Here is a 23,431-nt window from a genome sequence, read left to right on the forward strand (position 1 = left end):
CCGCCGGCCTCTCCCGTCCCGAACCATCCGAGGCCATCTTGCCGAGCTCCGCCAACACCACCCTCGTCTCGCATATCGACTGCCCCGGCGGCGGCCAGGTCTGGGTCGAGGGCACGACCCTCTATATCGGCCATATGCGCTGGCCCAGCGGCACCACCATCGTTGACGTCGCCGACCCGCGGAACCCGAAGGTGGTCGCCCGGCTGGAGCTGCCCGAGGGCTGGCATTCGCACAAGGTGCGCGTGGCCGGCGACATCATGATCGTCAACCACGAGAAGCTGGGGCAGAGCGGCCCGGCGGATTTCGGCGGCGGCATCGCGATCTACGATGTCTCCCGCCCCAGCCAGCCCCGCCTGATCTCGAAATGGATGACCGCCGGCCGCGGCGTCCACCGCTACGACTTCGACGGGCGCTACGCCTATATCTCGCCGACCGCCGAGGGCTATGTCGGCAATATCGTCATGATCCTCGACCTGGTCGATCCGGCCCGGCCGGTCGAGGTCGGGCGCTGGTGGATCCCCGGCCAGTGGACCGGCGGCGGTGAGGAATACCCCTGGGCCGAATGGGTGCCGCCGCGCTGCCACCATCCGATCCGGGCAGGCGACCGGCTCTATGTCAGCTACTGGCACCACGGGCTGTTCATCCTCGACATCGCCGACATGGCGCGGCCGAAGCTGATCTCGCAGCTGAACACCAGCCCGTCCTTCCCGCACCCCACCCACACCTGCCTGCCCATCCCGCAGCCGCTGAAGGGCCGGAAGATCATGGTCGTGGCCGACGAGGACGTGGCCAAGCTGCGCCCCGCCGCGCCCGCCTTCACCTGGATCTACGACATCACGGAGGAGCGGCTGCCGCTGCCGATCGCGACCTTCCAGGTGCCGGGGCTGGACCGGGACGGGGCGCCGCAGCCGCCGATGACCGGCTGCCATCAGCCGTCGGAGCGCTTCACCGGCACCGTCATTCCCTTCGCCTGGTTCGCGCAGGGGCTGCGGCTGGTCGATATCGCCGACCCCTTCGTCCCGCGCGAGGTCGGCCATTTCCTGCCCGACCCGCCGGCCGGCGAGGAGCGGGCGTCGTCGAACGACGCCACCATCGACGACCGCGGCCTGATCTACCTGATCGACCGGATCAACGGCGTCGACATCATCGAAACCAGCGTCTTCTGAAGGGGGCTGCCTTGTCCGACACCGCAGACGCCGCGCCGCGCTACGCCATCGGCCGCAAGAATCCGAACCTGCCGTTCCACCCCGCGGTGCGGGCCGGCGACTTCATCTTCGTCTCCGGCCAGGTCGGCAAGGACGCCGAGGGCAACATGGTCCACGGCACGATCGAGGAAGAGACCAGGGCCACAATCGAGGCGATCCAGCGGGTTCTGGCGGAGGACGGTGCGACTCTGGCCGATGTCGTCCGGGTCACGACTTATCTCGAGGATGCCCGCGACTTCGGCCGCTACAACAAGATCTTCGCCGAATACTTCAAGGACGCGGCGCTGGCGCGAACCACCGTCGAGGCGCGCGCCGTGATCAACACCAAGATCGAGATGGATGCCATCGCCTACCGCCCGCTGAGGGGCTGAGGCGCGAGTTCGGGAGGCAAGGATGATCAGATTGCTGGGCCGGCACACCTCCGGCAACGTGCAGAAGGTGCTGTTCCTCCTCGAGGAGCTGGGCGTCGCCTATGAGCGCGAGGACTACGGCCGCCAGTTCGGCAACACCCAGACCCCTGAGTACCTGGCGCTGAACCCGAACGCCAAGGTGCCCACCCTGGTCGACGGCGACACCGTGATCTGGGAATCCCACACTATCCTGCGGTACCTGGCGGCGCTGCACGGCCCGACCCTGACCGGCGCGAACCCGGCCGAGAAGGCCGATGTCGAGCGCTGGATGGACTGGCTGCTGGCCAGCGTCAACAGCCCCTACGTCGCCATCTTCAAGGACGCAAAGAAGCCGCCGGAGGAGCGCGGCGCCGAGTTCGCGGTGCAGGGGAAGGAACTGGCGGATCTGCTGGCGATCGCCGACCGGCACCTGGCCGGGCGCGACTGGTTCGCCCTCGGCCGCCTGACCGTCGCCGATATCGCGCTGGGCCCGATCCTGAAGCGCTGCCTGGGCTTCCCGATCGAGCGACCGGCCTTCCCCAACCTGGATCGCTGGATGGCGGCCCTGGAGGCCCGGCCGGCCTTCCGCAAGGCAACGGCGGGCTAGGAGGTGCCGGCTGTGACGGCCGCGGCCGAACGGGTGCCGGATTGGATGGACCGGATGGGAAGAGCTGGACCATGCCCGTGGCGAGACTGAAGGAGCCCCCGGCGGCGCCGTCGACTGACGCCGCCCAGATCGCGGTCGAGGGGGTGTCGGTGACCTTCGAAATCCTCGGCATCCGGCAGCAGGTGCTGTGCGACATCAGCCTGACCGTGCCCAGGGGATCCTTCGTCTGCCTGATCGGCCCGTCCGGCTGCGGCAAGAGCACGCTTCTCAAGATGATGGCCGGGCTGCTGCCCCCGACCGAAGGCCGGGTCCGCGTCGCCGGTCTGCCGCCGGAGGAGGCGGTGCGGCGGCGGATCATCGGCCTGGTGTTCCAGGACGCGAATCTGCTGCCCTGGAAGAATGCGCTCGACAACGCGGCGCTGCTGCGCGAGGTGGCGGACCGGTCCCTGCCGCGGGCCGAGGTGCTGGAGCGGGCGCGGGCGATGCTGAAGCTGGTCGGGCTGGAGGACGCTGCAGCCAAGCGGCCGAGCCAGCTGTCAGGCGGGATGCGCCAGCGCGTCGCCATCGCCCGGGCGCTGACACTCGAGCCCGACATCCTGCTGATGGACGAGCCCTTCGGCGCCCTCGACGCGATCACGCGGGAGGAGATGAGCCGGTCGCTGCTGGAGATCTGGGAGCGCACCGGCAAGACCATCGTGCTGGTCACCCATTCGATCGATGAGGCGGTGCTGCTGTCGCGGCACGTCCATGTCATGGGCGTCGGGCCGGGCCGGATCATCGACAGCATCGAGATCCCCCTGCCCTATCCCCGCGGCGAGGAGAGCTACGCCGATCCGCGCTTCCGGGCGACGGAGAGCCGGCTGCGGTCGCTGCTGGTCCAGAGCCACGCTATGAGAGGCCGGTCATGAGCGGCGCCACGGTCCTCGCCCGCCGGGGCGCGGCGACGGCCGAGTGGCTGCCGGCCGTCGTGCTGCTGCTGACCACCATCGCCGCCTGGGAAGCCGCGATCTGGATCTTCGAGGTCTCCAGCTTCATCGTGCCGGCACCGTCGGCGATCGGGGCCACCCTGGCGCGCGAGGCCGGGCCGCTTCTCGAGGCGACGCGGGTGACCGCGGTCGAGATCCTGGTCGGATTCCTGGTCGCGGCCGTGGTCGGCATCGCGCTGGCCATGGTGATCGCCCGGTTCCGGCTGCTCGGCCGGGCGCTGTATCCGTTGATCGTGCTGTTCCAGACCGTGCCGAAGGTGGCGCTGGCGCCGATCTTCATCCTCTGGTTCGGCTACGACCTGGCGCCGAAGGTCGGGCTCATCCTGGTGATCGCCTTCTTCCCGGTGACGCTGTCGATGCTGGCCGGGCTGGAGGCCGCCGATCCGGGCCTCCTGTCGCTGATGCGGTCGGTCGGCGCCAGCCGGACCACGATCCTGCTGCGCATCCAGATCCCTTATGCCCTGCCGCAGCTGATGGCCGGGCTGAAGATCGCCGTCACCTTCAGCGTCATCGGCGCCATCGTCGGCGAGTTCGCCGGCGCCTCGGCGGGCCTGGGCTATCTGATCCAGTTCGCCTCGACCCAGCTGGACACGCCGATGGTGTTCGCGGCGCTGCTGGTCGTGTCGGTCGTCGGGGTCGTCTTCTACTACGCGATGGAGCTGCTGGAACGGCTGGTGGTGCCCTGGGCTCCGAAATTCGATCCGGCGCTGCGGTCCGCCTGATCCGAGCAAACCCGAAAGGCCGCGGGAGGCTGACGATGGTGAGGAGATCGGTCTGTGGGGTCCTGATCGGCTTGGCGGCGGCGATCCTGGCGGCCCCGGCCCTGGCCGCCGACCAGGTGAGCGTCCAGCTCGACTGGGTGGTGCGCGGCAACCACGCCATGTTCTTCGTGGCGAAGGAGAAGGGCTATTTCGCCGAGAACGGGATCGAGGTCACCGAGATCCGCAAGGGCACCGGCTCGCCCGACGCCATGCGGCTGGTGGCGAACGGCAACGCCGAATTCGGCTTCGGCGACCTGCCGACCCTGGCCGTGGCGCGGTCGCAGAACGTGCCGGTGGTGGCGCTGGTGGCGGTGAACCAGCGCTCGCCGCTCGGCATGATCGCCCTGGCCAAGAGCCATCAGCTGAAGGCGCCCACCGACATCAAGGGGCTGAACATCGGCATCCATCCGGCCGGATCGACCTACATCTTCTTCAAGGCATTCCTTGCCGCGAATGGCATGTCCGAGGCGGACATGAAGATGAGCAGCGTGTCGCCGCCCTATGAGAGCTATCTGCTGCTCGGCCGGGTCGATGCGGTGCCGGGCTACATCGATGCCGAGGTGCCGGAGCTGGAGGCCAAGGCCGGGGGCCCGGGCTCGCTCAGCATCCTCCTCGGCGCCGATTACGGCTACGACGTCTACGGCTCCGGCCTGTTCACCTCCGAGGCCATGCTCAAGGACAAGCCGGACGTGGTGAAGCGCTTCGTCGCCGCCTATCTCAAGGCCTTCCAATTCACCGCCGAGCATCCGCAGGAGGCCGCGGCGATCACCGCCAAGGCGGCACCCGGCTACTCCGGCAAGGAGGACGTGCTGGCGGCGCAGCTGCAGGCCGATATCGACCACACCTTCACCGATGCCGACACCAAGGCCAATGGCCTCGGCTGGATGACGAAGGAGAAATGGGCCAAGACGATCAAGGTGCTGACCGACCAGGGCGCGATGAAGGGTACGATCGCGGCGGATTCCGCCTTCACCGACGCCTTCCTGAAGCCCTGAGCGGCGGGAGCGGGACAATGCCGGACGGAAGCCTTCAAGTCGCAGTGATCGGCCTCGGCACCATGGGCCCGGGAATTGTGGCGACGCTCGCCCGCGGCGGCATGGCGGTGCGGGCGCATGACACGTCGCCGGCCGCGATCGAACGCGCCCGCGCCGCGGTTCCGCAAGCCGGCGCGGTGCTGGACCGGCTCGGCATCGCCCCGCCGGCCTCCGGCGAGGGCGCAGTCAGCTTCCACGAGGACCTGGCCGGGGCCGTCTCCGGTACCGGGCTGGTGATCGAGAACGTGCCGGAGAAGGTCGAGATCAAGGCCGAGCTCTATCGCACGCTGGACCCGCTGCTGCCGGCGGACACCATCGTCGCCTCCGACACCTCCGGCATTCCGATCACCACGCTGCAGGCATTCCTGTCGCATCCCGAACGGCTGGTCGGAATGCACTGGTCGAACCCGCCGCACATCATCCCGATGATCGAGGTGATCGCCGGCGAGCGGACCGCACCGGCGACCGTGAGCTTCATCACAGATCTGATCCGGTCGCTGAAGCTGCTGCCGGTGGTGGTGAAGAAGGACGTTCCCGGCTTCGTCGAGAACCGCATCCTCTACGCCCTGCTGCGCGAAGCGATCGACTTGGTCGACCAGGGGGTGATCGATGAGGAGGGCATGGACACCTGCGTGTCCTGGGGCATCGGCTACAAGCTGAGCGTGGTCGGCCCGATGCGGCTGCTCGACATGGCTGGGCTGGACATCTACCAGTCGGTCGCCAGCTTCCTGAACGCCGACCTGTCGGATCGCAAGGACGTGGCGGGCTATGTGACAGACCGAACCAGGGCGGGCAAGCTGGGGATGAAGAGCGGCGAAGGCATCTTCCCCTACACGCCGGACCAGATCCGGGAGCTGCAGGCCGAGCGGGCCCGGCGCCTGGTAGCGGTGCGGCGGATCCTGGAGGGGCGCGACGGATGAGTCAGCGGCAGGCCAGCCGGTCGCCGGCCGGCGCGCAGTCCACCGCGATCGGTGTTGCGGCCGCGACCGGACCGGCATGGCGCGGCAGGTCGATCATGCTGCGCGTCGCCCAGCTGCGGCCGGCGACGCCGCACCACAGCGTCTCGATCGGCAGCCGGTCCTGCTTGTCATTGAGCAGGTACACGGCGCCATCCGGGCCGAACCAGAGCCGGGCGCTGACCGACCCACCCGGGCCGGCCTGCCCGAGATCGACCGAGTACCAGTGGGCGATCGCGGCGCCGCACGCGATCCGGCCGTGGCCGCGGTTGTCCGCGCGGAACATCCGTTCGGTCAGCCCATCCGGCCCGAGCCCGGCCGCGAAGGCCGGCATGGCCGCAAGCGCCAGCGCGATCGTCGGAAGGACGCGGGACTGGAACCGCACCATCGGATCACTCCAAAAAGGCGACTTGCGAGAAGAACAATATCCAATACTACAGTCCTGCAAGAAACCAAATAGACAATATAATTGCTCCACAATAACAAACAGGGAGTCGAGACATGATGAAGAGCTTGTTGATCAGGGCCGGCTTCGGCGCGCTGTTGCTGGGGCTGGCTTCCACCGCGGGCAGCGCCGCGGAGGTGAAGAGCATCGCCATCCTGGCGCCGGAACAGGGCACCGATTTCGGCTGGAACCAGCAGGGCGTCGCCGCGGCCAAGGCGGCTGGCGCCAAGGCGGGCGTGGAGGTCATGGTGGCCGAGGGCCTCGGCTATGGCGACGTGCGGTCGACCATGCGCGAGCTGGTGGCGGACGGGGCGAACCTGCTGATCGCCCATGCCAGCGGCTACAACACCGCCGCCCCCGAGATCGCGGCCGAGACCGGCGTGCCGGTCGCGATCGTCGACCGGCCGGACCTGCTGAAGCCCGGCCTGATCGCCGATTACACGCTGAGCGGCCATGAGGGCGCCTATCTGGCCGGCCGGCTGGCGGCGAAGATGACGCGGACCGGCACGGTCGGCATCGTCGTGTCGGGCGAGCCGCCGTCCTGGAACTCGCAATCCGCGGCATTCGCCCAGGGCGCGAAGGCGGAGAAGCCGTCGGTGAAGATCCGCTATGCCGTGATCGGCCCGGCCGCCTACAGCGACGCGGCGGGCGGCAAGCGGGTCACGGAATCGGTGATCGCAGCCGGGGCCGACATCATCTTCGGCCAGGGCAACGGATCGAGCTTCGGCATGATCCAGGCGGTCGAGACCAGCAAGGCGACCGACGGCGGCAAGGTCTATTTCATCGACGTGATCGGCGACAAGTCCAGCATCGACAAGGGCAATCTCCTGTCCTCCGTCATCTGGAACATCACCCCGGTCTATACGGCGATGATCGAGGACCTGAAGGCAGGCACCTTCGGCACCAAGCCCTACGCCATCGGCCTGGCCGACGATTCCGTCCAGCTCCTCAAGACCAAGGCCATTCCCGACGATGTCTGGACCCAGCTGCAGGCGATCCGCGCCGATATCGTCAGCGGCAAGGTCAAGGTCGAGCCGATCTGGGAGGCGACCGCAGTCCGCGCGCTGATGTCGGATGTCTCGGCGGCGACGCAGTAATCCGGCCGATAACGCGGCGATCCGCCGGGATATGCCGGCGGATCACGGAGCGACGGAGCCATGACCGCATCACCGCCACCGGACCCCGGCGCGCCGATCATCGCGCTGCGCGGCATCACCAAGCGCTTTCCGGGCGTCGTCGCCAACGATCGGATCGATCTGGCGATCCGGCCCGGCGAGGTGCATGTGCTGCTGGGCGAGAACGGGGCCGGCAAGTCGACGCTGATATCGATCCTGTCGGGCGTCCTGCAGCCCGATGAGGGCACCATCCTGGTCGATGGGCACGAGCAGGCCATCGCCTCTCCCCGCCACGCCCTCGGCCTCGGCATCGGCACGGTGTTCCAGCACGTCATGCTGGCCCCCACCCTGACGGTCGCGGACAATCTGGCGCTCGGTCTGCCCTGGTGGCGCCGCCCCGACCGCGCCCGGCTGGCCGCCGATCTCAGGCGCACCGCCGAGGGGCTGAGCCTGGCGATCGACCCGCAGGCCGTCACCGGCGAGCTGTCGCTGGGCGAGCAGCAGCAGGCCGAGATCGTGCGCGCGCTGCTGCGCGGCAGCCGATTGCTGATCCTGGACGAGGCGACTGCGATGCTGACGCCGAAGGGGGTGGAGGAGCTGGGCGCGCTGATGCGGCGGCTGGCCGGGCGCGGCATCGCCGTCGTCTTCATCACCCACAAGCTGAAGGAAGCCTTGGATTTCGGCGACCGCATCACGATCCTGCGCCTCGGCCGCAGGGTCGGTGAGATCCCGCCCGAGCGGCTGCGAAGCCTGGGCGAGCGCGAGGCCACGACCGAGATCGTGCATCTGATGTTCGGTGTGGCCGCCACCGACGAACCGAAGGTCGGCGGCCGGCGGCACCCCCCCGCCCCGTCCGCGCCGCCACGCCTGGTGGTGCGCGGCCTCAGCGTGCCCGGCCAGGGTGCCGCGGCCGTCGCCGACATCGCGCTGGAGGTGGCGCCGGGCGAGATCCTGGGCATCGCCGGGATCGACGGCAACGGCCAGCAGCAGCTGGCCGAGGCGCTGGCGGGGCAGCGGCCGGGCAGCGGCGGCACGGTGCTGCTGGACGGCCGGCCGATCGAGCATCTGGATGTCGGCGCGCGGCGCCGGCTGGGCCTGCGCTATGTCACCGACGATAGGCTCGGCGAAGGCACGGTCGGCGCCTTCCCCGTCTCCCTCAACCTGCTGCTGAAGCAGATCGGCGAAGCGCCCTTCTGGTCGCGTGGGCTGGAGCGGCCCGACGAGATCGACCGCCATGCCCGCGCCCTGGTCACCGCCTTCGACGTGCGAACACCGAGCGTCCGGACGCCGGTCGGGCGCCTGTCCGGCGGCAACATCCAGAAGGTGCTGCTGGCCCGCGAGCTGTCCGGCGCTGCCCGGGTCGTGATCTACAGCAAGCCGACCCACGGCCTGGACGTGCAGAACATCATCGCCGCGCGGCGGCGGATCCGCGACGCCGCCGATGCCGGGGTCGCCACCATCCTGATCTCGACCGACCTGGAGGAGCTGCTGGAGCTGGCGGACCGGATCGCGGTGATGTCCCGCGGCCGCATTGCCGGAACGGTCGCCAATGACGATCGGGCGCGCCAGCGGGTGGGAGAGCTGATGATCGGATCCGCGTCATGACGGCGGACACGGTGAACGGCACCGCCCAGAAGCCGCCGGCGAAACCCGGCGCGGCCGGCGGCGCCCTGCACTGGGCCCTGGTCACGCTGGGCCCGATCCTGGCAGCGCTGCTGCTGTCGGGTGGGGTGCTGCTGGCGCTGGGTACTGATCCGCTGGCCTATTACGGGCTGGTACTGCAGCGCGGCCTCCTGTCCTGGCTCGGGCTGCAGGCGTCGCTGTCGCGGATGGCGCCGCTGCTGTTCCTCGCCGCCGGGCTGATCGTCGCCTTCCGGGCCGGCATCTGGAATCTCGGCACCGACGGCCAGTTCCTGCTGGCCGCGGTGATCGTCGCCGCGGCCGGGCCGCCCCTGGCCGCGGCGCTGCCGGGCTGGATCGCGCTGCCGCTGTGCCTCCTTCTGGCCGCGGCGGTCGGCGCCGCCTGGTCGCTGCTGCCGGCGCTGCTGCGCGCCTATCAGGGCGTGAACGAGATCATCACCACACTGATGATGACCTTCCTCGGCACCTCCTTCGCCAATGTCCTGGTGAAGCTGGCCTTCCGAGACCCGGCGACGACCGTGCCGCAGACCCGGACCCTTGCGGTGGACGACCGGCTGCCGCGGCTGTTCGGCACCACGATCAGCGGCGGACTGGTGCTCGGTCTCGTCGCGGTCGTGCTGGTCCATCTGATGATGACCCGCACCGCCTTCGGGCTGAGGCTGCGGGTGGTCGGCGCCAATGCCCGTGCCGCGATCCATGCCGGGCTGCCAGTGCCGCGGCTGACCGTCGCCGTCTTCGCCATCTCGGCCAGCCTCGCAGCCATGGCGGGCGCGGTCGACATCATCGGCGTGCAGGGCAATGTCCGCGCCGACTGGAACCCGGCCTACGGCCTGGCGGTGATCCCGCTGGTGTTCCTGGCCCGCTTCAACGGCTTCGCCAGCATCGCCTTCGTCTTCCTGTTCTCGGTGCTGTCGATCGGTGGCGAGAGCGCGGCGCGGCGGCTGGGCGTACCGCATTTCTTCACCCTGGTGGTGATGGCGATCCTGCTGATCGTCCTGGCGCTGGTCGAGTATGTCGACCACCGGCGCCGCGAGCGGATGAGGGCCTGAGCATGGACGGGCTCTTGACCCAGGCCTTCCTGACCTCGCTGGTGCTCGGCGCCGTCACCGCCGGCGTGCCGCTGCTGCTGGCCGGGCTGGGAGAGCAGATCTCGGAGAAGGCTGGCGTGCTGAATGTCGGCATCGAGGGCATGATGCTGACCGGCGCCTATCTCGGCTTTCTGGTCGCCTATTCCAGCGGGTCGATCTGGCTCGGCTTTCTCGGCGGCGCCGGCGGCGGGCTGCTGGTCGCCCTGCTGATGGCGCTGCTCTGCGTCCGGCTCGGCCTCAACCAGATCGTCATCGGCATCGCCCTGACCCTGGGGGCGGAGGGCATGACCGCCCTGCTCCATTACTTCCAGTTCTCTCAGAGCTATCCGCGGCTGGAGGGCGCGGCCACCCTGCCGATCCCGATCCTGTCGGCGATCCCGGTGATCGGCCCGGCCCTGTTCGACCGCCACCTGGTGGTCTATCTCGCGGTCGCCCTGACCTTCGTCCTCGCCTGGGTGTTCCGGCGCACCGCGCTCGGCCTCGACCTGCAGGCGGCGGGCGACAAGCCGGAGGCGCTGGACGCCGCGGGGGTCGACGTGATCGGCGTCCGCACCGCCGCGGTGCTGGCGACCGGCACGCTGGCCGGCGTCGGCGGCGCCTTCCTGGCCAATATCGGCGCCGGCCTGTTCATCCCCTTCATGACCAACGGCGCCGGCTTCATCGGCATCGTGCTGGCGATGCTGGCGCGGGGCCGGCCGGTCTGGGTGCTGCTCGGCGCCCTCTTGTTCGGCGCCTGCCTGTCGATGACCACGGCGCTGCAGGTCGCCGGCGTCGACGTGCCGACCGACGTGATCCAGATGCTGCCCTTCGCCGCGGTCATGGCGGTGCTGGTGCTGTTCGGGCGGCGCGCCAGCCTGCCCGCGGCGCTGGGCCTGCCCTATGTCCGAGGTGCCCGCTGATCCCTTCCGGAGGAACCCTGCCATGACAGACACCAAGGTCTACCTACTCGACGGCGGCTCGCTCGTCCTCGACGGCTATCACGTCTTCTGGAACCGCGGGCCCGGCGGCGAGATCCGCTTCCCGGTCTATTCGATCCTGGTCGAGCATGCCGAGGGCCGTTTCCTGATCGACAGCGGCTTCGACTACGACCACGTGATGAAGGTGCTGCCCTTCGAGAAGCCGCAGCAGACGAAGGAGCAGACGATCCCCGGCGCGCTGGGCCTGCTGGGGCTGGAACCGAAGGATGTCGGGGTCGTCGTCAACTCCCACTTCCATTTCGACCATGTCGGCGGCAACAAGTACTTCCCGCACGCCAAGAAGATCTGCCACCGCGACGAGATCGCCCAGGCGGCGACGCCCCAGCCCTTCGAGGTGCTGGGCTATTCCGACCTGAGCTTCTCGGCCGAGGCCGCCGCCGCTCGGGGCAAGACGGACCAGCTGCTGCCCGGCACCACCGAGGCCAATTCCCGCTTCGAGACGGTCGAGGGCGATGTCGAGCTGGCCAAGGGTGTGCATCTGCTGTTCACACCGGGCCATGCCATCGGCCATTACAGCCTGTTGGTCGAATTCCAGACCCGGCGGCCGATCCTGTTCACCATCGACGCCGCCTACACCCAGAAGAGCCTGGAGACTCTGTGCCAGGCGTCGTTCCACATCGATCCGGTCAAGGGCGTCGCCTCGATGCGCCGCCTCGCCAAGCTGGCGGAGGAGCGGGAGGCGGAGCTGATGTTCTCGCACGACGCTGAGAACTTCGCCCACTACCAGACCGGCCCGAAATTCTACGGATGAGGTCACGGCCATGCCCGACCCGACGATCCGCGAACCCGCCTTCACCCTCACCTCCGGACCGGTCGACGCCTATCCGGCGGTGCTGCGCGGGCTGTCGCGCACCATCCACTACGATTTCGACCCGTTCTTCCAAGCCTTCTATGAGCAGGTGACCGAGAAGGCGCGCACGGCGATGCGCCTGTCGACCCCGCCGGTGATCCTGCACGGCGAGCCGGTGCTGGGGCTGGAGGCAGCCGCGGCCTCGCTGATCGCCCGCGACGACGTGGTGCTGAACCTCGCCTCCGGCGTCTACGGCAAAGGCTTCGGCTACTGGGCCAAGCGGTATTGCGCCGAGCTGGTCGAGATCGAGGTGCCATACAACGAGGCGATCGATCCGGACGCCGTCGCCCGCATGCTGCAGGAGCGTCCCGAGATCCGCATCGTCTCGGTCTGCCACCACGACACGCCGTCCGGCACGATCAACCCGGTCGAGGCGATCGGCCGGATCGTGGCGGAGCATGGCGCCTATCTGATCGTCGACGCGGTGTCCTCCTTCGGCGGCATGGACGTGCATCCGGAGGACTGCCACGCCGACATCTTCGTCACCGGCCCGAACAAGTGCCTGGGCGGCGCGCCTGGCTTGAGCCTGCTCGGCGTCTCCGACCGCGCCTGGGCCAAGATGAAGGCCAATCCCGACGCGCCTCGCGCCTCGATGCTGAGCATCCTGGACTGGGAGGACGCCTGGCACCACGAGAAGCCCTTCCCCTTCACCCCCTCGGTTGCCGAGGTCAACGGTCTGGACGCGGCGCTGGACCAGTATCTGGCGGAGGGGCCGGAGGTGGTGTGGGCCCGCCACGCGCTGACCGCCCGGGCCTGCCGCGCCGGGCTGCAGGCGATGGGGCTGGCGCTATGGCCGGCGCGCGAAGCCATCGCCTCGCCGACCACCACGGCGGTGCGCGTGCCGGACGGCGTGGCCGACGAGGCGCTGCGCCGGGCGGCACGCGAGCGCTACGGCGTCACCTTCTCCTCCGGCCGCGGCGAGACGCTGGGGAAGCTGGTGCGCATCGGCCATATGGGGCCGACCGCCCAACCGCTCTACGCCGTGGTGGCGATCAGCGCGCTCGGCGGGGCGCTCGGCGCGCTGGGCCACCCGGTCGACATCGGCCGGGGTGTGGCGGCCGCGATGGAGGCCATCGACGCCGGCTGACAATCAATCAAGACAGAAGGAACAGGGACATGGCTTCGGATCTTTCGGGCAAGGTCGCGATCGTGACCGGGGCGGCGCAGGGCATCGGCCGGGCGATCGCGGAGCGGCTGGCGGCCGACGGTGCACGGATCGTCGTCGCCGATATCAACGCCGATGGCGCCGCAGCGGTGGCCGCGGGGCTGGGAAACGACAGCTTCGCCGTCGCCTGCGACGTCTCCGACCCCGCTTCGGTGGCGGCACTGCACGAGACCGTGGCGACGCGGGCCGGCGGCGTCGACATCCTGGTCAACAACGCCGCCATCGTGCCCTTCGTTGCCTGGGACGAGGTCGACCTGGCGCATTGGCAGAAGATCGTCGCGGTCAACCTGACCGGCGTGTTCCTGATGTCCCGGGCCTCGTCGGACATGATGCGCCGAGACGGCCGCAAGGGCCGCATCGTCAACATCTGCTCCAACACCATCTTCGCCGGCACACCGAACATGGCGGCCTATGTCGCGGCCAAGGGCGGCGTGTTCGGCTTCACCCGGGCGCTGGCGACCGAGCTGGGGAAGCACGGGATCACGGTGAACGCGGTGACGCCGGGGCTGACGGCGTCGGACGGGGTCATGGCCAGCCCGCACGCCCAGGCCTTCGGCTTCGTCGAGATGCTGCAGGCGATCCCCGGCCAGGGCCAGCCGCGCGACATCGCCCCGGCGGTCGCCTTCCTCGCCTCCGAGGAAGCGCACTGGATCACCGGGCAGACCCTGAATGTCGACGGCGGGATGGTGCGCTGGTAAGCGGCACGGTTCCCGATGCCGCACCCGGGCGGGCCTCAATCCATGTGCCACTGCAGCGGCAGCAGGAAGGGGAAGCCGGTGCGGCTGTCGATCTCGACCTTCATGATCGGCGCCATGTATTCGCCCCAGCGCCGGTTGACCGGGTCGTCGCGCAGCGCGGCGATGGTGCGGTCGAGGTCGTCGGTCTCGAAATGGCCGAACAGGGTCAGGCCGTATTTGAAGATCGAGTAGTTGCGGATCCCGGCCGCCTTCAGCGCCGCCACCATCTCCGGCCAGATCTCGTCGTGGCGGCGCTTGTACTCATCCTCATAGCCGGGGCGGATTTCGAGGATCCAGGCGTGCTGCGTCATCGCGGTCTCCGTCGTCAGCCGGCGAGATAGTCGTGCAGGATGCGGCCGGGCGCCAGGGTGAAGTCGGCGCGCCAGTAGAAGCCGTCGAGCATCTCCCGCACCGGCAGCCGGTAGACCGGTGCCTGGATGTTGGGCCTCAGCTCGACCGTGCACGGGCCGCTCCAGCATTCATGCACCGCCACCTCGGCCAGGCGGCGGGCGGTGAGCTGGCGGATCGCCGGCCGGCCGTCGATATGGTCGATCGCCTTCAGGTTGATGTTGGTGGCGAAGTCGAAATGCGCGGCTAGGCTCTCGATCCGGTCGCGCCGCTGCTTGTAGGCGAGCGTGCCGGTGATGACGTCGATGCCGTTGCGGGCGACGGTGCCGACCCAGGCGTCGCCGCGCGCCTCCAGCACAGGCGTGCCGAACTTCTTCGGCTGGCCGTGCACCTCGCGGCCATGGGCGACGCCGATGTCGGAAGACAGGAACAGATAGGGCGAGTAGGACCCGGCCTCGCCGGTCGCGGGCAGCCGGCAGCCGACCATGACGTTGGACTCGCCATAGGGGCCGAGCCAGTCGGTGTCGTTCATCTTGTAGATATGCGCCAGCACCACGTCGCTGGTCGGCTCCAGCGGCGGCGGCAGCAGCCGTTCGACCGCCTCCGGATCGGTGCGCCAGGCCAGGGTCAGCACCTCGACATCGCGGAAGCTGAAGGGGAAAGGCGGCACCATCGGCGCGTCCCAGGGCGTCGAGAAGCCGCTCCGGCAGATCTCCTCGACCGTCAGCCGGTGCCCGGTCATGCCAGCCAGGCCCGCACCTGATCGCGCAGGCGGATCGTCTCCGTCAGCACGTCGTCATAGAGCGTCGCCATATAGTCCTGATGCACGTATTCGAGCGCGAGGTGCCCCTGAAACCCGGCGTCGCGCAGGGTGGCAAGCTGGGCCTCGATGTTGATCGTGCCCTCGTGCCCCTTGGCCTGCAGCGCCCCCGGCCGGGCCTGGCGCAGATGGACATGCGCGGCATGGCGGGCCAGCGGATCGATCTCCTCCTGCCGGTAGCCGAGGCAGACGAAATGAGCGTAGTCGAGCGTCAGCCTCAGCCCCTCGACCCGGCCCAGCAGTTCCTCGACCAGCGTCGGAGTTTCGAGGAAGGAGTGGACATGCGCCTCGATCGTCGGCGTCACCCCGGCCTCGCGCGCGATCGGCACCAGGGCGTTGAGCGAGCGGGCCGATTCCTCGAGCGCCTGCGCCCTCCCCTGCCCCGGGTTGCACACGCCGGGCAGGATGAAGACGGTGTCGATGCAGGCGCGGGCGCAGAAACGCATCACCTGGCGGAAATCCGCGATGTTGCGGTCGCGATGGCGCGGATCGGCCAGATTGCGGTCGGACAGGCCATCACCGAAGAGATGATAGAAGCTGGGCACATGGATGCCGAGCGCCCGGACCGCCTCCGCCATCCCGTCGGGATCGGCCAGGAGCGCCGCCTTGTCCAAGGCCGGTCCGTAGAAATAGCCGAGGTCGAGCGCGCCGATGCCGAGCGCCCGGGCGATGCCGGCCGCCTCCTGCAGCGAGCAGGCGCGCAGGGACCAGGAGGTGAGCGAAAGCTGCATGGGTCAGACCCTCTCGACTTGGCCGCTGGCGGCGGAGCGGTACATGGCGTCCAGCACCTCGACCGCGCGCATCCCGACCTCGCCCGGCGCGTCGTTCTCGACCGCGCGGCCGAGGCAGAGGTCGACGAAGACGTCGACCGGTCGCTCGCAGCCATAGGCGCCGTCGCCCGGCGCCATCGGCGCCACGGTATCGCGACCGTCGCGGCGCCGCACCTCCAGCCGCTCGCGCTCGATGTCGAGCAGCAGCAGGCCCTCGGAGCCGTAGATGCGTAGGTCGATATGCGGACCGCGATGCTTCGGCACGGTGGAGGCGCCGGACAAAGCGGCGGTGGCGCCGCCCTCGAACCGCACCGTCGCGGCGTCATAGTAGTCGACGCCGGTCGGCGAGGCGCCGGTCATGGCGAAGACCTCGCGTGGCACGAGGTCGGCGATGCGGAACAGCAGGCCGAGCGCATGGACGAGCTGGCCCCAGCCATAGCCGCCGGCGCGCTTCGGGTCGGCCCAGGTCGAAGGCGGCGGCCGGAACATGTGGTCCTTGGTCTCGACCATCGGTTGGCCGGCGAACAGGTCCTCCAGCGCCGAGCCCATCTGCAGCACGACATGCTCGACCCTGCCGATCTGTCCCTCCCCGACCAGCCGGCGGGCCTCACCCACCCAGGGCAGGAAGTTCCAGCCATAAGGCACGACGATGGCGCGGCCGGCCCGGCGCGCACGGGCGACCAGGTCGCGGGCGTCGGCGGCGCTGGTCGCCAGCGGCTTCTCGACCAGCACGTGGCAGAAGCGGTCGAGCGCGGCGGCGGCATGCTCATGGTGCAGCACATGCGGCGAGGCGACCACCACCCCGTCCGGCTTCACCCGGTCGAGCAGCTCAAGAGTGTTCTCCGAGCCTTCCGGAATCTCGAAGCGCTGCTGCAGCGCCGCCAGCTCCGCCGCCCCCAGCCGGCTGACGCCGACGACCTCGCAATCGGGATTCCGCTTCAACACCGGGATGTGGTTCTGCGCCGCCCACCAGCCGGCACCGACCACGGCGACCCGTGCTTTCTTCGTCATCGCGCCTTCTCCATCGCCGCCAGCGTGGTCTCGTAGACGCTGGTCATGTGGCGCCGCATCGCCTCCCCCGCCACCTCGGCGTCGCGGGCATCGAGCGCCGCCAGGATCGCCTCGTGGTCGGCGAAGCTGCGCTCCAGCACGCCCGGCGTCTCGGAGGCGATGCGGCGGTACTCCATGCCCAGCACGAAGAAGGAACCGGCGACCCGCTCCAGGAACGGGTTGCCGGAGCCGGCGTAGATGATGCGGTGAAACTCCATATCCGACACGCGGAAGCCGACCGGGTCGCGCAGCAGGCCGCGCTGCACCGAGAGCAGCGCGTGCAGCCGCGCCAGCGAGGCGGCGTCGATCCGCTCCGCCGCCAGCCGGGCAATGGTGCCTTCGACCAGGATCCGCGCCTCGTGCAGCGCGTCGACCGTCGGCGCGTTCAGCTCCAGGAGGAACTGCAGCGGCGCCAGGAGGTCCGACGCCTCAAGCGCCGTGACATAGACGCCGCCGCCCTGCCGCATCTTGACCACGCCCAGGATCTGCAGGCCCCGCAGCGCCTCGCGCACGCTGGGCCGGCTGACCTGCAGGATCTGCGCCAGCTCGCGCTCCGGCGGCAGCTGGTCGCCCGGCTTCAGGCTGCCGGTGCGCACCAGCTCCAGCAGCTTCTTCGCCACCTGCTCGGCGACCGACTGCCGCTCGATCGGGGCGACAGTGTCGAGGCCGACGACCACGCTCAGTCTCCCGCCGCGCGGCTGCGGATCTGGTCGAGGCTGACCGCCAGCAGCAGCACGATGCCGCGGGTCACGTCCTGCCAGAAGCTGGAGACGTTGAGGAGGGTCAGCCCGTTGTTCAGCGTGCCCAGGATCAGCACGGCCAGCAGCGTGCCCCAGACGCTGCCGCGGCCGCCGAACAGGCTGGTGCCGCCGAGGATGATGGCGGCGATCACGGTCAGCAGGTGCTTGCCCGCCGCGTCCGGCGCCGCCGCCCCCAGCATCGCCGCCAGCACCAGCCCGGCGACGGCGCCGCTGACGCCGGACAGGACGTAGAGCGTGATCTGAGTGCGCGCCACCGGCACGCCGACCAGGCGGCTGGCCTCCGGATTGCCGCCCGAGGCGTAGACGAAGCGGCCGAAGCGGGTCTTGGCCAGCACCACCCAGAGCGCGCCGTAGCACAACAGCATCAGGATCAGCGGCACCGGGATGCCGAAGAGGCGGCCGCTGCCGATCCAGTTGAAGCCGGGCACCATCAGCGGCCGGGTCAGGCCGCCGGTCATGACGAGCGCGCTGCCGGTGATGATGCTCATGGTCGCCAGGGTGACGATCAGCGGGTTGAGGCGCAGGCCGGTGGTGAAGATGCCGTTGACCAGGCCGATCGCGGCGCCGAACAGGATCGCCGCCACGGCCGCCACCCAGATGTCGAGCCCGAGACCATGGAGGAGCGCCAGCACCACGCCGGTCAGCCCTGCCACCGCGGCGACCGAGAGGTCGAGCCCGCCGGCGATGATCAGCGGCGTGCCGGTCGCCGCCATCAGCCCGATGAAGGCGACGTTGGAGCCGATGCTCATCATGTTGTTGAAGGACAGGAACCAGGGCGACAGCAGCGAAAAGGCGACCAGCAGCGCCACGTAGAACAGCAGCAGCACCGCCACGCCGGACCAGGTGCGGCCGAGCGCGCCGCGGGCCAGGCCCTGGGCGCGGCGGGGAGTGTCGATCGTCGTCATGCCCTCAGCTCCCCTTCCGTCGCTGCGGCTGGCGCGCTGGCCGCGACCGGTCCGCCGGCAGCGGCCATCAGCTCCGCCGGCGCCCTGCCGCGCGGGAATTCCGCCACCGCCCGGCCGCGGTCGAGCACGATGGCGCGGTCACAGAGCCCCGCCACCTCCTCGACATCGGAGGACAGGACCAGAATCGCCCGGCCGGAATCGGCCAGCCGTCGCAGCTCGGCATAGATCTCGCGCCGCGCGCCAACATCGACGCCGCGGGTCGGCTCCTCCAGGATCAAAAGCCGCATGCCCTCGACCAGCCAGCGGGCGATGCAGACCTTCTGCTGGTTGCCGCCGGACAGGGTACGCAGGCGCTGCTCGCTGCCGCGCGTGCGGATGCCGAGCTGGCCGATCCAGCTTTCGGCGTGCCGCCGTTCCGCCGCCACGTCCATGAACGGGCCGGCGCGGAAGCGCTCCAGGAACGGCAGGGCGATGTTCTCCCGCACCGTCAGGTCGGCGACAATGCCCTCGCGCTTGCGCTCCGCCGCGATGAAGCCGATGCCGGCGGCCTTGCCGGCCTGCGGTGTGCGCGGCGCATAAGGGGCGCCGCCGATCGCGACCCGCCGCGCCGCGACCGGTCCGAGCGCGCCGTACAGCGCCCGGCCCAGGCTCTCCACCCCGGACCCGACCAGGCCGAAGATGCCGACGATCTCGCCGGCCCGGACGGTCAGGTCGACATCCTCGACCTCGCCCTCGATCCGCAGCCCCTCCACCGCCAGCACGGCGTCGCCCGCCGGCGCGGCCGGGCCGGAGCCATACAGGTTGTCGACCACGCCGCCGAGCATGGCGCGCAGCACCTCGGCCGGCGTCGCATCGGCGGTGCGGAAGCTGCCGGCGTTGCGGCCGTCGCGCAGCACGGCGATGCGGTCGGAGACCGCGAACACCTCGGACAGGTAGTGCGAGATGTAGATGACCGAGACGCCTTGCGCCTTCAGCCGGCGGATGATGGCGAAGAGCGTCGCCGACTCCTGTTCGGTCAGCGACGCCGTGGGCTCGTCCATGATCAGCACCCGCGCCTTGCCGGCCAGGGCCCGGGCGATCTCCACGATCCGCTGTTCCGGCACGCTCAGGGTCTTGACCCGGGCACCGGGGTCGATGCCGGCATAGCCGAGTTGCTGCAGCAGCTCTTCCGCCTGGCGGCGCATCGCAGCCGTGTCCACCACCCGGAAGCCGGGGCCGGCGCGCATCGGCAGGTCGCCGATGCAGATGTTCTCGGCCACGGTCATGTCCGGGATCACCGAGATCTCCTGCGGCAGCAGACGCACCCCCGCGGCCACGGCCTGGCGCGGCCGGTCGAAGGTGACATCGGCGCCGTCCAGCCGCACCGTCCCGGCGTCGCGGCCATAGCTGCCGGCCAGGATCTTCACCAGGGTTGACTTGCCGGCGCCGTTCGAGCCCAGGAGCGCCAGCACCTCCCCCGCCTCGACCGTCAGCTCGACCTCGCGCAGCACGTCGACGCCGCCGAAGGCCTTGCGGATGCCGCGCATCTCGAGACGGGGGCTCATGCAGCCGTCACTCCTTCGGGATCAGGGTCTCGTAGCCCTTCAGCTCCTCCAGCCCGCGCAGGGAGGCGAGATGCTTGGCGAAGGCCTCCTGCGGGAACTTGTAGTCCAGGACCTTGGCGTCCTTGGCGCAGGGCGTGTCCGGGTAGAACTCGCAGATATTCGCCTTGGTCACCATGACGTGGTTGACCAGCACCGCCGGCGGCATGGTCTTGCCGGCCAGGGTGGCGAGGGCGATCGGGATAAGGTAGTTGCCGTAGCGCTCCGGGAAATAACCGACCGAGGCGACGAAGCGCGGCTCCTTCGCCAGGGTCTCGGTCTCGTCCGCGCCCATGCCGACGACGATGGTGTCGGCCTCACGCCCCGCCTGCTGGGCGGCGCGCAGCATGCCGGTCGCCGATTGATCGTTGATCGCCGTCACCATGATCGGCACGCCGGCCGGGATGCGGCCGATCAGGTTGCTCATCTGCTGAAAGCTTTCCTGCAGCGTGTTCTTGGTGTCGATCTTCAGGATGTGGTCGGCCGGGAAGTCCGGCAGCACCGCCTGGAAGCCGGCGACCTGGCCGCCGGTCCGCATCGCCGGGATGGCGCCAGATTGCGGCAGCTCGCCGACCACGAGATAGCCCTGCGCCACCTTGTCGGCGCCGAATTCGGCGACCGCCGCCTGTGCCAGGTAGGAGCCGCCCATGAAGCCGGAGCGCGGGTTGTTGGCGCCGAAGAAGGTGGCGTTCGGCATCGGGATGTCGATCGCCGCCACCTTGATCCCGGCAGTGTCGAACTGGTTCATCACCGCCGGGCCGAAATTCACGTCGGTCTGGAATTCGATGACGAAGTCGACATTGCGGCGGACGAAGCTTTCGGCATTGGCCAGGGCCGTCGGCCCGTCCAGCCGGTTGTCGGCGACCGCGAGCTCGACCCCCGCGGCGTCGGCATTGGCCTTGATCCCGGTTTCGACCTTCACCCCGAAGGCGATGTCGCGCTGTAGATTGGCGAAGCCGATGACGTAGCCGGAGCCGTTGCGCGGCGGCGTCACCGCCTTGGCGTCCGCCGCCATGGCCTTGAGCTGGTCGGCCGACAGCATGGCGCCGGAGAAGGCGGCCGGATCGAAGCCGTGGAAATCCTCGGCCCAGGCCGCGGCACCCGCGGCGAGCATGACGGCGGCGATGACGAAACCCGCCGGGCGGAAGCGGTGCGCGCGGATCATCCTTTCCTCCCCTGTGTGCGGCCCCATTGGTCAATTGGACAGGCCAATTCTTTTCGGGCATCGTAGTGTCGGTTCCGCCGCCCTGGCAAGGGGCTGTGCGCGGGCCAACGAGGGACGAGCCGCCGAAGCGGCCGGCCGGCGGGGAGGAGGAACATGCGCATCCAGGGCATCACCCCGATCGTGCTGCGCTATCCGGAGCCGAACGACCACGGCAACATCCGGCACACCGTGCTGCTGCGGCTGGAGGCCGAAGGCGGGCTGACCGGCTGGGGCGAATGCATCGCCATGTGGCCGGAGGCCTGCCGCGCCGTGGCCGTGCTGATCCAGGGCGGCCTGGCCGACATCGTCGCCGGGATGGATGTGCGCGAGCCCGAGGCGGTGTGGCAGGCGCTGAAGCGCCACACCTGGTGGTACGGCGAGGGCGGCCTCGCCACCATGGCGCTGGCCGGCATCGACATGGCGGTGTGGGACGCCTGCGGCAAGGCGGCCGGGCTGCCGCTGTGGCGCCTGTTGGGCGGCCGCGCCCATGAGGAGCTGCCGGCGATCGCCAGCATGCATGTCAACCGCGCCACGATCGAGGAGGGTGCGGCCGAGGTGGCGGGCCACATCGCCCGCGGCTTCCGCGGCGCCAAGCTGGGCTTCGGCAAGCGCGGCCTGTCGCGGGTCGGCCAGGACCCCGACCACGATGTCGACTATGTCCGCGCGGTGCGTGAGGCCGCCGGACCCGCCACCCGGCTGATGGTCGACATCGGCAACGGCGTGCGCTGGGACGCCGCCACCGCCATCGCGACCATCCGCCGCTTCGAGGCCTTCGGCATCGACTGGGTGGAGGAGCCGCTGCATCCCGACGACCTCGATGGCCTGGCCCGCCTGCGCGCCGCCATCGCCACCCGGATCGCCACCGGGGAGCGGGAATGGACCCTGGCCGGCTATGCCCGGCTGATCCGGACCGGCCTCGTCGACGTGCTCGGCATCGACCCCGCCCGGGCCGAGGGGATCACCGGCTTCCGCAAGGTGGCGGCGCTGGCCGAGGCGGCTCGCATCGCCGTCAACGCCCATGCCTGGAGCACGGCGGTGACCAGCGCCGCCAGTCTGCACTTGTCGATCGCCAGCCCGGCGGCGCGGCTGTTCGAGCTGAAGCCGCTGGAGAACCCGATGCAGCACGAGCTGGTCGAGACGCCGATCTGGCACCAGGATGGGCTGGTGCGGCCGCCCGAAGGGCCCGGCCTGGGCGTCGAGCCGCGCCCCGCCTGCATCGAGACATACCGGCTGCCGCTGTGACGGAGAGAGCGGACATGACCGACGATCTGGGCCTGGCCGGCCGCATCGCCGTCGTCACCGGGGCGGCGAGCGGCATCGGCCGGGCGACTGCGCTGCTGCTGGCCCGGCTCGGCTGCATCGTCACCGCCGCCGACCGCGACGCCGCCGGGGCGGCTGAGACCGCACGGCAAGGAGCGGCCGGCCGGATCGCGCCGGCGGTGTTCGACCTGGCCGACCCGGCCGCCTGCCGGGCGCTGATCGAGAGCACCGCTCAGACCTACGGCCGGCTCGACATCCTGGTGAACGCGGCGGCGCTGATGATCCGGCAGCCGATCGACGAGGTCACGGACGACGCCATCGACCGGCAGATCCGGGTCAACCTGGCCGGCCCCTTCCATCTCTGCCGCGCCGCCCATGCCGCGATGGCGCCGCAGGGCCACGGCCGGATCGTGCTGTTCGCCAGCCAGGGCGCCCACACCGGCGGCTATGTCGGCTCCGCGATCTACGCCGCGACCAAGGCCGGCGTGATCGCGCTGGCCAAGTCCTTCGCCCGCGCCTGGGCGCCGGACGGGATCACGGTCAATGTCGTGTCCCCGGGCGCCGCCGACACGCCGATGCTGCGCAACGGCGTGGCCCCGGACGCGCTGGCCCGTTTCCTCGCGACCATCCCGCTCGGCCGCGCCGCCACGCCCGAGGAGGTGGCGCGCTGCGTCGCCTTTCTGGCCAGCGACTGGGCCGGCTACGTCACCGGCCATACCCTCGACGTCAATGGCGGCCAGCTGATGCGCTAGCCGTTCCCGCCACCCTCCGGACACA

Annotated in this window: 25 protein-coding genes; 16 read left to right on the forward strand and 9 right to left on the reverse strand. The window is 70.1% G+C overall.

What is annotated here, in order from left to right:
- Positions 1–38 precede the first annotated feature (38 nt).
- The 7 genes from KXR53_RS28155 (at position 39) to fhmpcd1 (ending at position 5,902) form a co-directional block, all read left to right on the forward strand.
- Positions 39–1,166, forward strand: coding sequence for an LVIVD repeat-containing protein (locus KXR53_RS28155; protein ID WP_437378615.1), 1,128 nt, complete (start codon positions 39–41; stop codon positions 1,164–1,166).
- Positions 1,167–1,177: 11 nt separating this feature from the next.
- Positions 1,178–1,576: a RidA family protein gene (locus tag KXR53_RS28160; RefSeq protein WP_437378616.1), complete on the forward strand. Its 399-nt coding sequence runs from the start codon at positions 1,178–1,180 to the stop codon at positions 1,574–1,576.
- 22 nt (positions 1,577–1,598) lie between these two features.
- Complete coding sequence (locus KXR53_RS28165; protein ID WP_437378617.1) at positions 1,599–2,201, forward strand: glutathione S-transferase family protein; 603 nt, start codon at positions 1,599–1,601, stop codon at positions 2,199–2,201.
- Between the two features lie 71 nt (positions 2,202–2,272).
- Positions 2,273–3,109, forward strand: a complete 837-nt coding sequence (locus tag KXR53_RS28170) for an ABC transporter ATP-binding protein (RefSeq protein WP_437378618.1) — start codon at positions 2,273–2,275, stop codon at positions 3,107–3,109.
- Positions 3,106–3,909, forward strand: a complete 804-nt coding sequence (locus KXR53_RS28175) for an ABC transporter permease (protein WP_437378619.1) — start codon at positions 3,106–3,108, stop codon at positions 3,907–3,909. Before KXR53_RS28170 ends, KXR53_RS28175 begins: the two co-directional genes overlap by 4 nt.
- 35 nt (positions 3,910–3,944) lie before the next feature.
- Positions 3,945–4,943, forward strand: a complete 999-nt coding sequence (locus KXR53_RS28180; protein WP_437378620.1) for an ABC transporter substrate-binding protein — start codon at positions 3,945–3,947, stop codon at positions 4,941–4,943.
- 17 nt (positions 4,944–4,960) lie between these two features.
- On the forward strand, positions 4,961–5,902 hold the full coding sequence (fhmpcd1, locus tag KXR53_RS28185) for a 5-formyl-3-hydroxy-2-methylpyridine 4-carboxylate 5-dehydrogenase (RefSeq protein WP_437378621.1): 942 nt from the start codon (positions 4,961–4,963) through the stop codon (positions 5,900–5,902).
- Position 5,903: 1 nt separating this feature from the next.
- Here fhmpcd1 and KXR53_RS28190 read toward each other — a convergent pair whose 3' ends face one another.
- Complete coding sequence (locus KXR53_RS28190) at positions 5,904–6,326, reverse strand: hypothetical protein (RefSeq protein WP_437378622.1); 423 nt, start codon at positions 6,324–6,326, stop codon at positions 5,904–5,906.
- A gap of 113 nt (positions 6,327–6,439) precedes the next feature.
- Here KXR53_RS28190 and KXR53_RS28195 point away from each other — a divergent pair, with 113 nt between their 5' ends.
- Genes KXR53_RS28195 through pldH form a run of 7 tightly spaced genes read left to right on the forward strand, consistent with a single transcriptional unit; the run spans position 6,440 to position 13,917 of the window.
- Positions 6,440–7,480 (forward strand): putative B6 ABC transporter substrate-binding protein, encoded by a 1,041-nt coding sequence (locus tag KXR53_RS28195; protein WP_437378623.1) that lies wholly within the window; start codon positions 6,440–6,442, stop codon positions 7,478–7,480.
- 60 nt (positions 7,481–7,540) lie between these two features.
- Complete coding sequence (locus KXR53_RS28200) at positions 7,541–9,103, forward strand: putative B6 ABC transporter ATP-binding protein (RefSeq protein WP_437378624.1); 1,563 nt, start codon at positions 7,541–7,543, stop codon at positions 9,101–9,103.
- On the forward strand, positions 9,100–10,188 hold the full coding sequence (locus tag KXR53_RS28205) for a putative B6 ABC transporter permease subunit 2 (protein ID WP_437378625.1): 1,089 nt from the start codon (positions 9,100–9,102) through the stop codon (positions 10,186–10,188). Before KXR53_RS28200 ends, KXR53_RS28205 begins: the two co-directional genes overlap by 4 nt.
- Positions 10,189–10,190: 2 nt before the next feature.
- A complete protein-coding gene (locus tag KXR53_RS28210; protein ID WP_437378626.1) occupies positions 10,191–11,126 on the forward strand; it encodes a putative B6 ABC transporter permease subunit 1 in 936 nt (311 codons plus the stop codon).
- Between the two features lie 22 nt (positions 11,127–11,148).
- Positions 11,149–11,955: a 4-pyridoxolactonase gene (gene pldA / locus KXR53_RS28215; protein WP_437378627.1), complete on the forward strand. Its 807-nt coding sequence runs from the start codon at positions 11,149–11,151 to the stop codon at positions 11,953–11,955.
- 10 nt (positions 11,956–11,965) lie between these two features.
- Complete coding sequence (ppaT, locus tag KXR53_RS28220) at positions 11,966–13,141, forward strand: pyridoxamine--pyruvate transaminase (RefSeq protein ID WP_437378628.1); 1,176 nt, start codon at positions 11,966–11,968, stop codon at positions 13,139–13,141.
- Between the two features lie 29 nt (positions 13,142–13,170).
- Positions 13,171–13,917 carry a pyridoxal 4-dehydrogenase, SDR-type gene (pldH, locus tag KXR53_RS28225; protein ID WP_437378629.1) on the forward strand — a complete coding sequence of 249 codons (747 nt, stop codon included), beginning with the start codon at positions 13,171–13,173 and terminating at the stop codon, positions 13,915–13,917.
- Between the two features lie 35 nt (positions 13,918–13,952).
- On the opposite strand, the gene KXR53_RS28230 is transcribed toward pldH, so the two are convergent.
- Genes KXR53_RS28230 through KXR53_RS28265 form a run of 8 tightly spaced genes read right to left on the reverse strand, consistent with a single transcriptional unit; the run spans position 13,953 to position 21,355 of the window.
- Positions 13,953–14,267 (reverse strand): L-rhamnose mutarotase, encoded by a 315-nt coding sequence (locus tag KXR53_RS28230; protein ID WP_437378630.1) that lies wholly within the window; start codon positions 14,265–14,267, stop codon positions 13,953–13,955.
- Between the two features lie 14 nt (positions 14,268–14,281).
- A complete protein-coding gene (locus tag KXR53_RS28235; RefSeq protein WP_437378631.1) occupies positions 14,282–15,046 on the reverse strand; it encodes an acetoacetate decarboxylase in 765 nt (254 codons plus the stop codon).
- A complete protein-coding gene (locus KXR53_RS28240) occupies positions 15,043–15,855 on the reverse strand; it encodes a sugar phosphate isomerase/epimerase family protein (protein WP_437378632.1) in 813 nt (270 codons plus the stop codon). Before KXR53_RS28240 ends, KXR53_RS28235 begins: the two co-directional genes overlap by 4 nt.
- A gap of 3 nt (positions 15,856–15,858) precedes the next feature.
- Positions 15,859–16,905: a Gfo/Idh/MocA family protein gene (locus tag KXR53_RS28245; protein WP_437378633.1), complete on the reverse strand. Its 1,047-nt coding sequence runs from the start codon at positions 16,903–16,905 to the stop codon at positions 15,859–15,861.
- Positions 16,902–17,621, reverse strand: a complete 720-nt coding sequence (locus KXR53_RS28250) for a FadR/GntR family transcriptional regulator (protein WP_437378634.1) — start codon at positions 17,619–17,621, stop codon at positions 16,902–16,904. Before KXR53_RS28250 ends, KXR53_RS28245 begins: the two co-directional genes overlap by 4 nt.
- A gap of 2 nt (positions 17,622–17,623) precedes the next feature.
- Positions 17,624–18,610 (reverse strand): ABC transporter permease, encoded by a 987-nt coding sequence (locus tag KXR53_RS28255; RefSeq protein WP_437378635.1) that lies wholly within the window; start codon positions 18,608–18,610, stop codon positions 17,624–17,626.
- A complete protein-coding gene (locus tag KXR53_RS28260) occupies positions 18,607–20,154 on the reverse strand; it encodes a sugar ABC transporter ATP-binding protein (protein ID WP_437378636.1) in 1,548 nt (515 codons plus the stop codon). Before KXR53_RS28260 ends, KXR53_RS28255 begins: the two co-directional genes overlap by 4 nt.
- A 7-nt stretch (positions 20,155–20,161) precedes the next feature.
- The gene (locus KXR53_RS28265; protein ID WP_437378637.1) at positions 20,162–21,355 is read right to left on the reverse strand and encodes a sugar ABC transporter substrate-binding protein; all 1,194 of its coding nucleotides are present in this window, start codon (positions 21,353–21,355) and stop codon (positions 20,162–20,164) included.
- A gap of 153 nt (positions 21,356–21,508) precedes the next feature.
- On the opposite strand from KXR53_RS28265, the gene KXR53_RS28270 reads away from it, so the two are divergent.
- Positions 21,509–22,636: a mandelate racemase/muconate lactonizing enzyme family protein gene (locus KXR53_RS28270; RefSeq protein WP_437378638.1), complete on the forward strand. Its 1,128-nt coding sequence runs from the start codon at positions 21,509–21,511 to the stop codon at positions 22,634–22,636.
- A 14-nt stretch (positions 22,637–22,650) separates the two neighbouring features.
- Complete coding sequence (locus KXR53_RS28275; RefSeq protein WP_437378639.1) at positions 22,651–23,406, forward strand: SDR family NAD(P)-dependent oxidoreductase; 756 nt, start codon at positions 22,651–22,653, stop codon at positions 23,404–23,406.
- Positions 23,407–23,431 lie beyond the last annotated feature (25 nt).

Source organism: Inquilinus limosus, from assembly GCF_051487185.1.
Lineage (GTDB): Bacteria > Pseudomonadota > Alphaproteobacteria > DSM-16000 > Inquilinaceae > Inquilinus > Inquilinus limosus_F.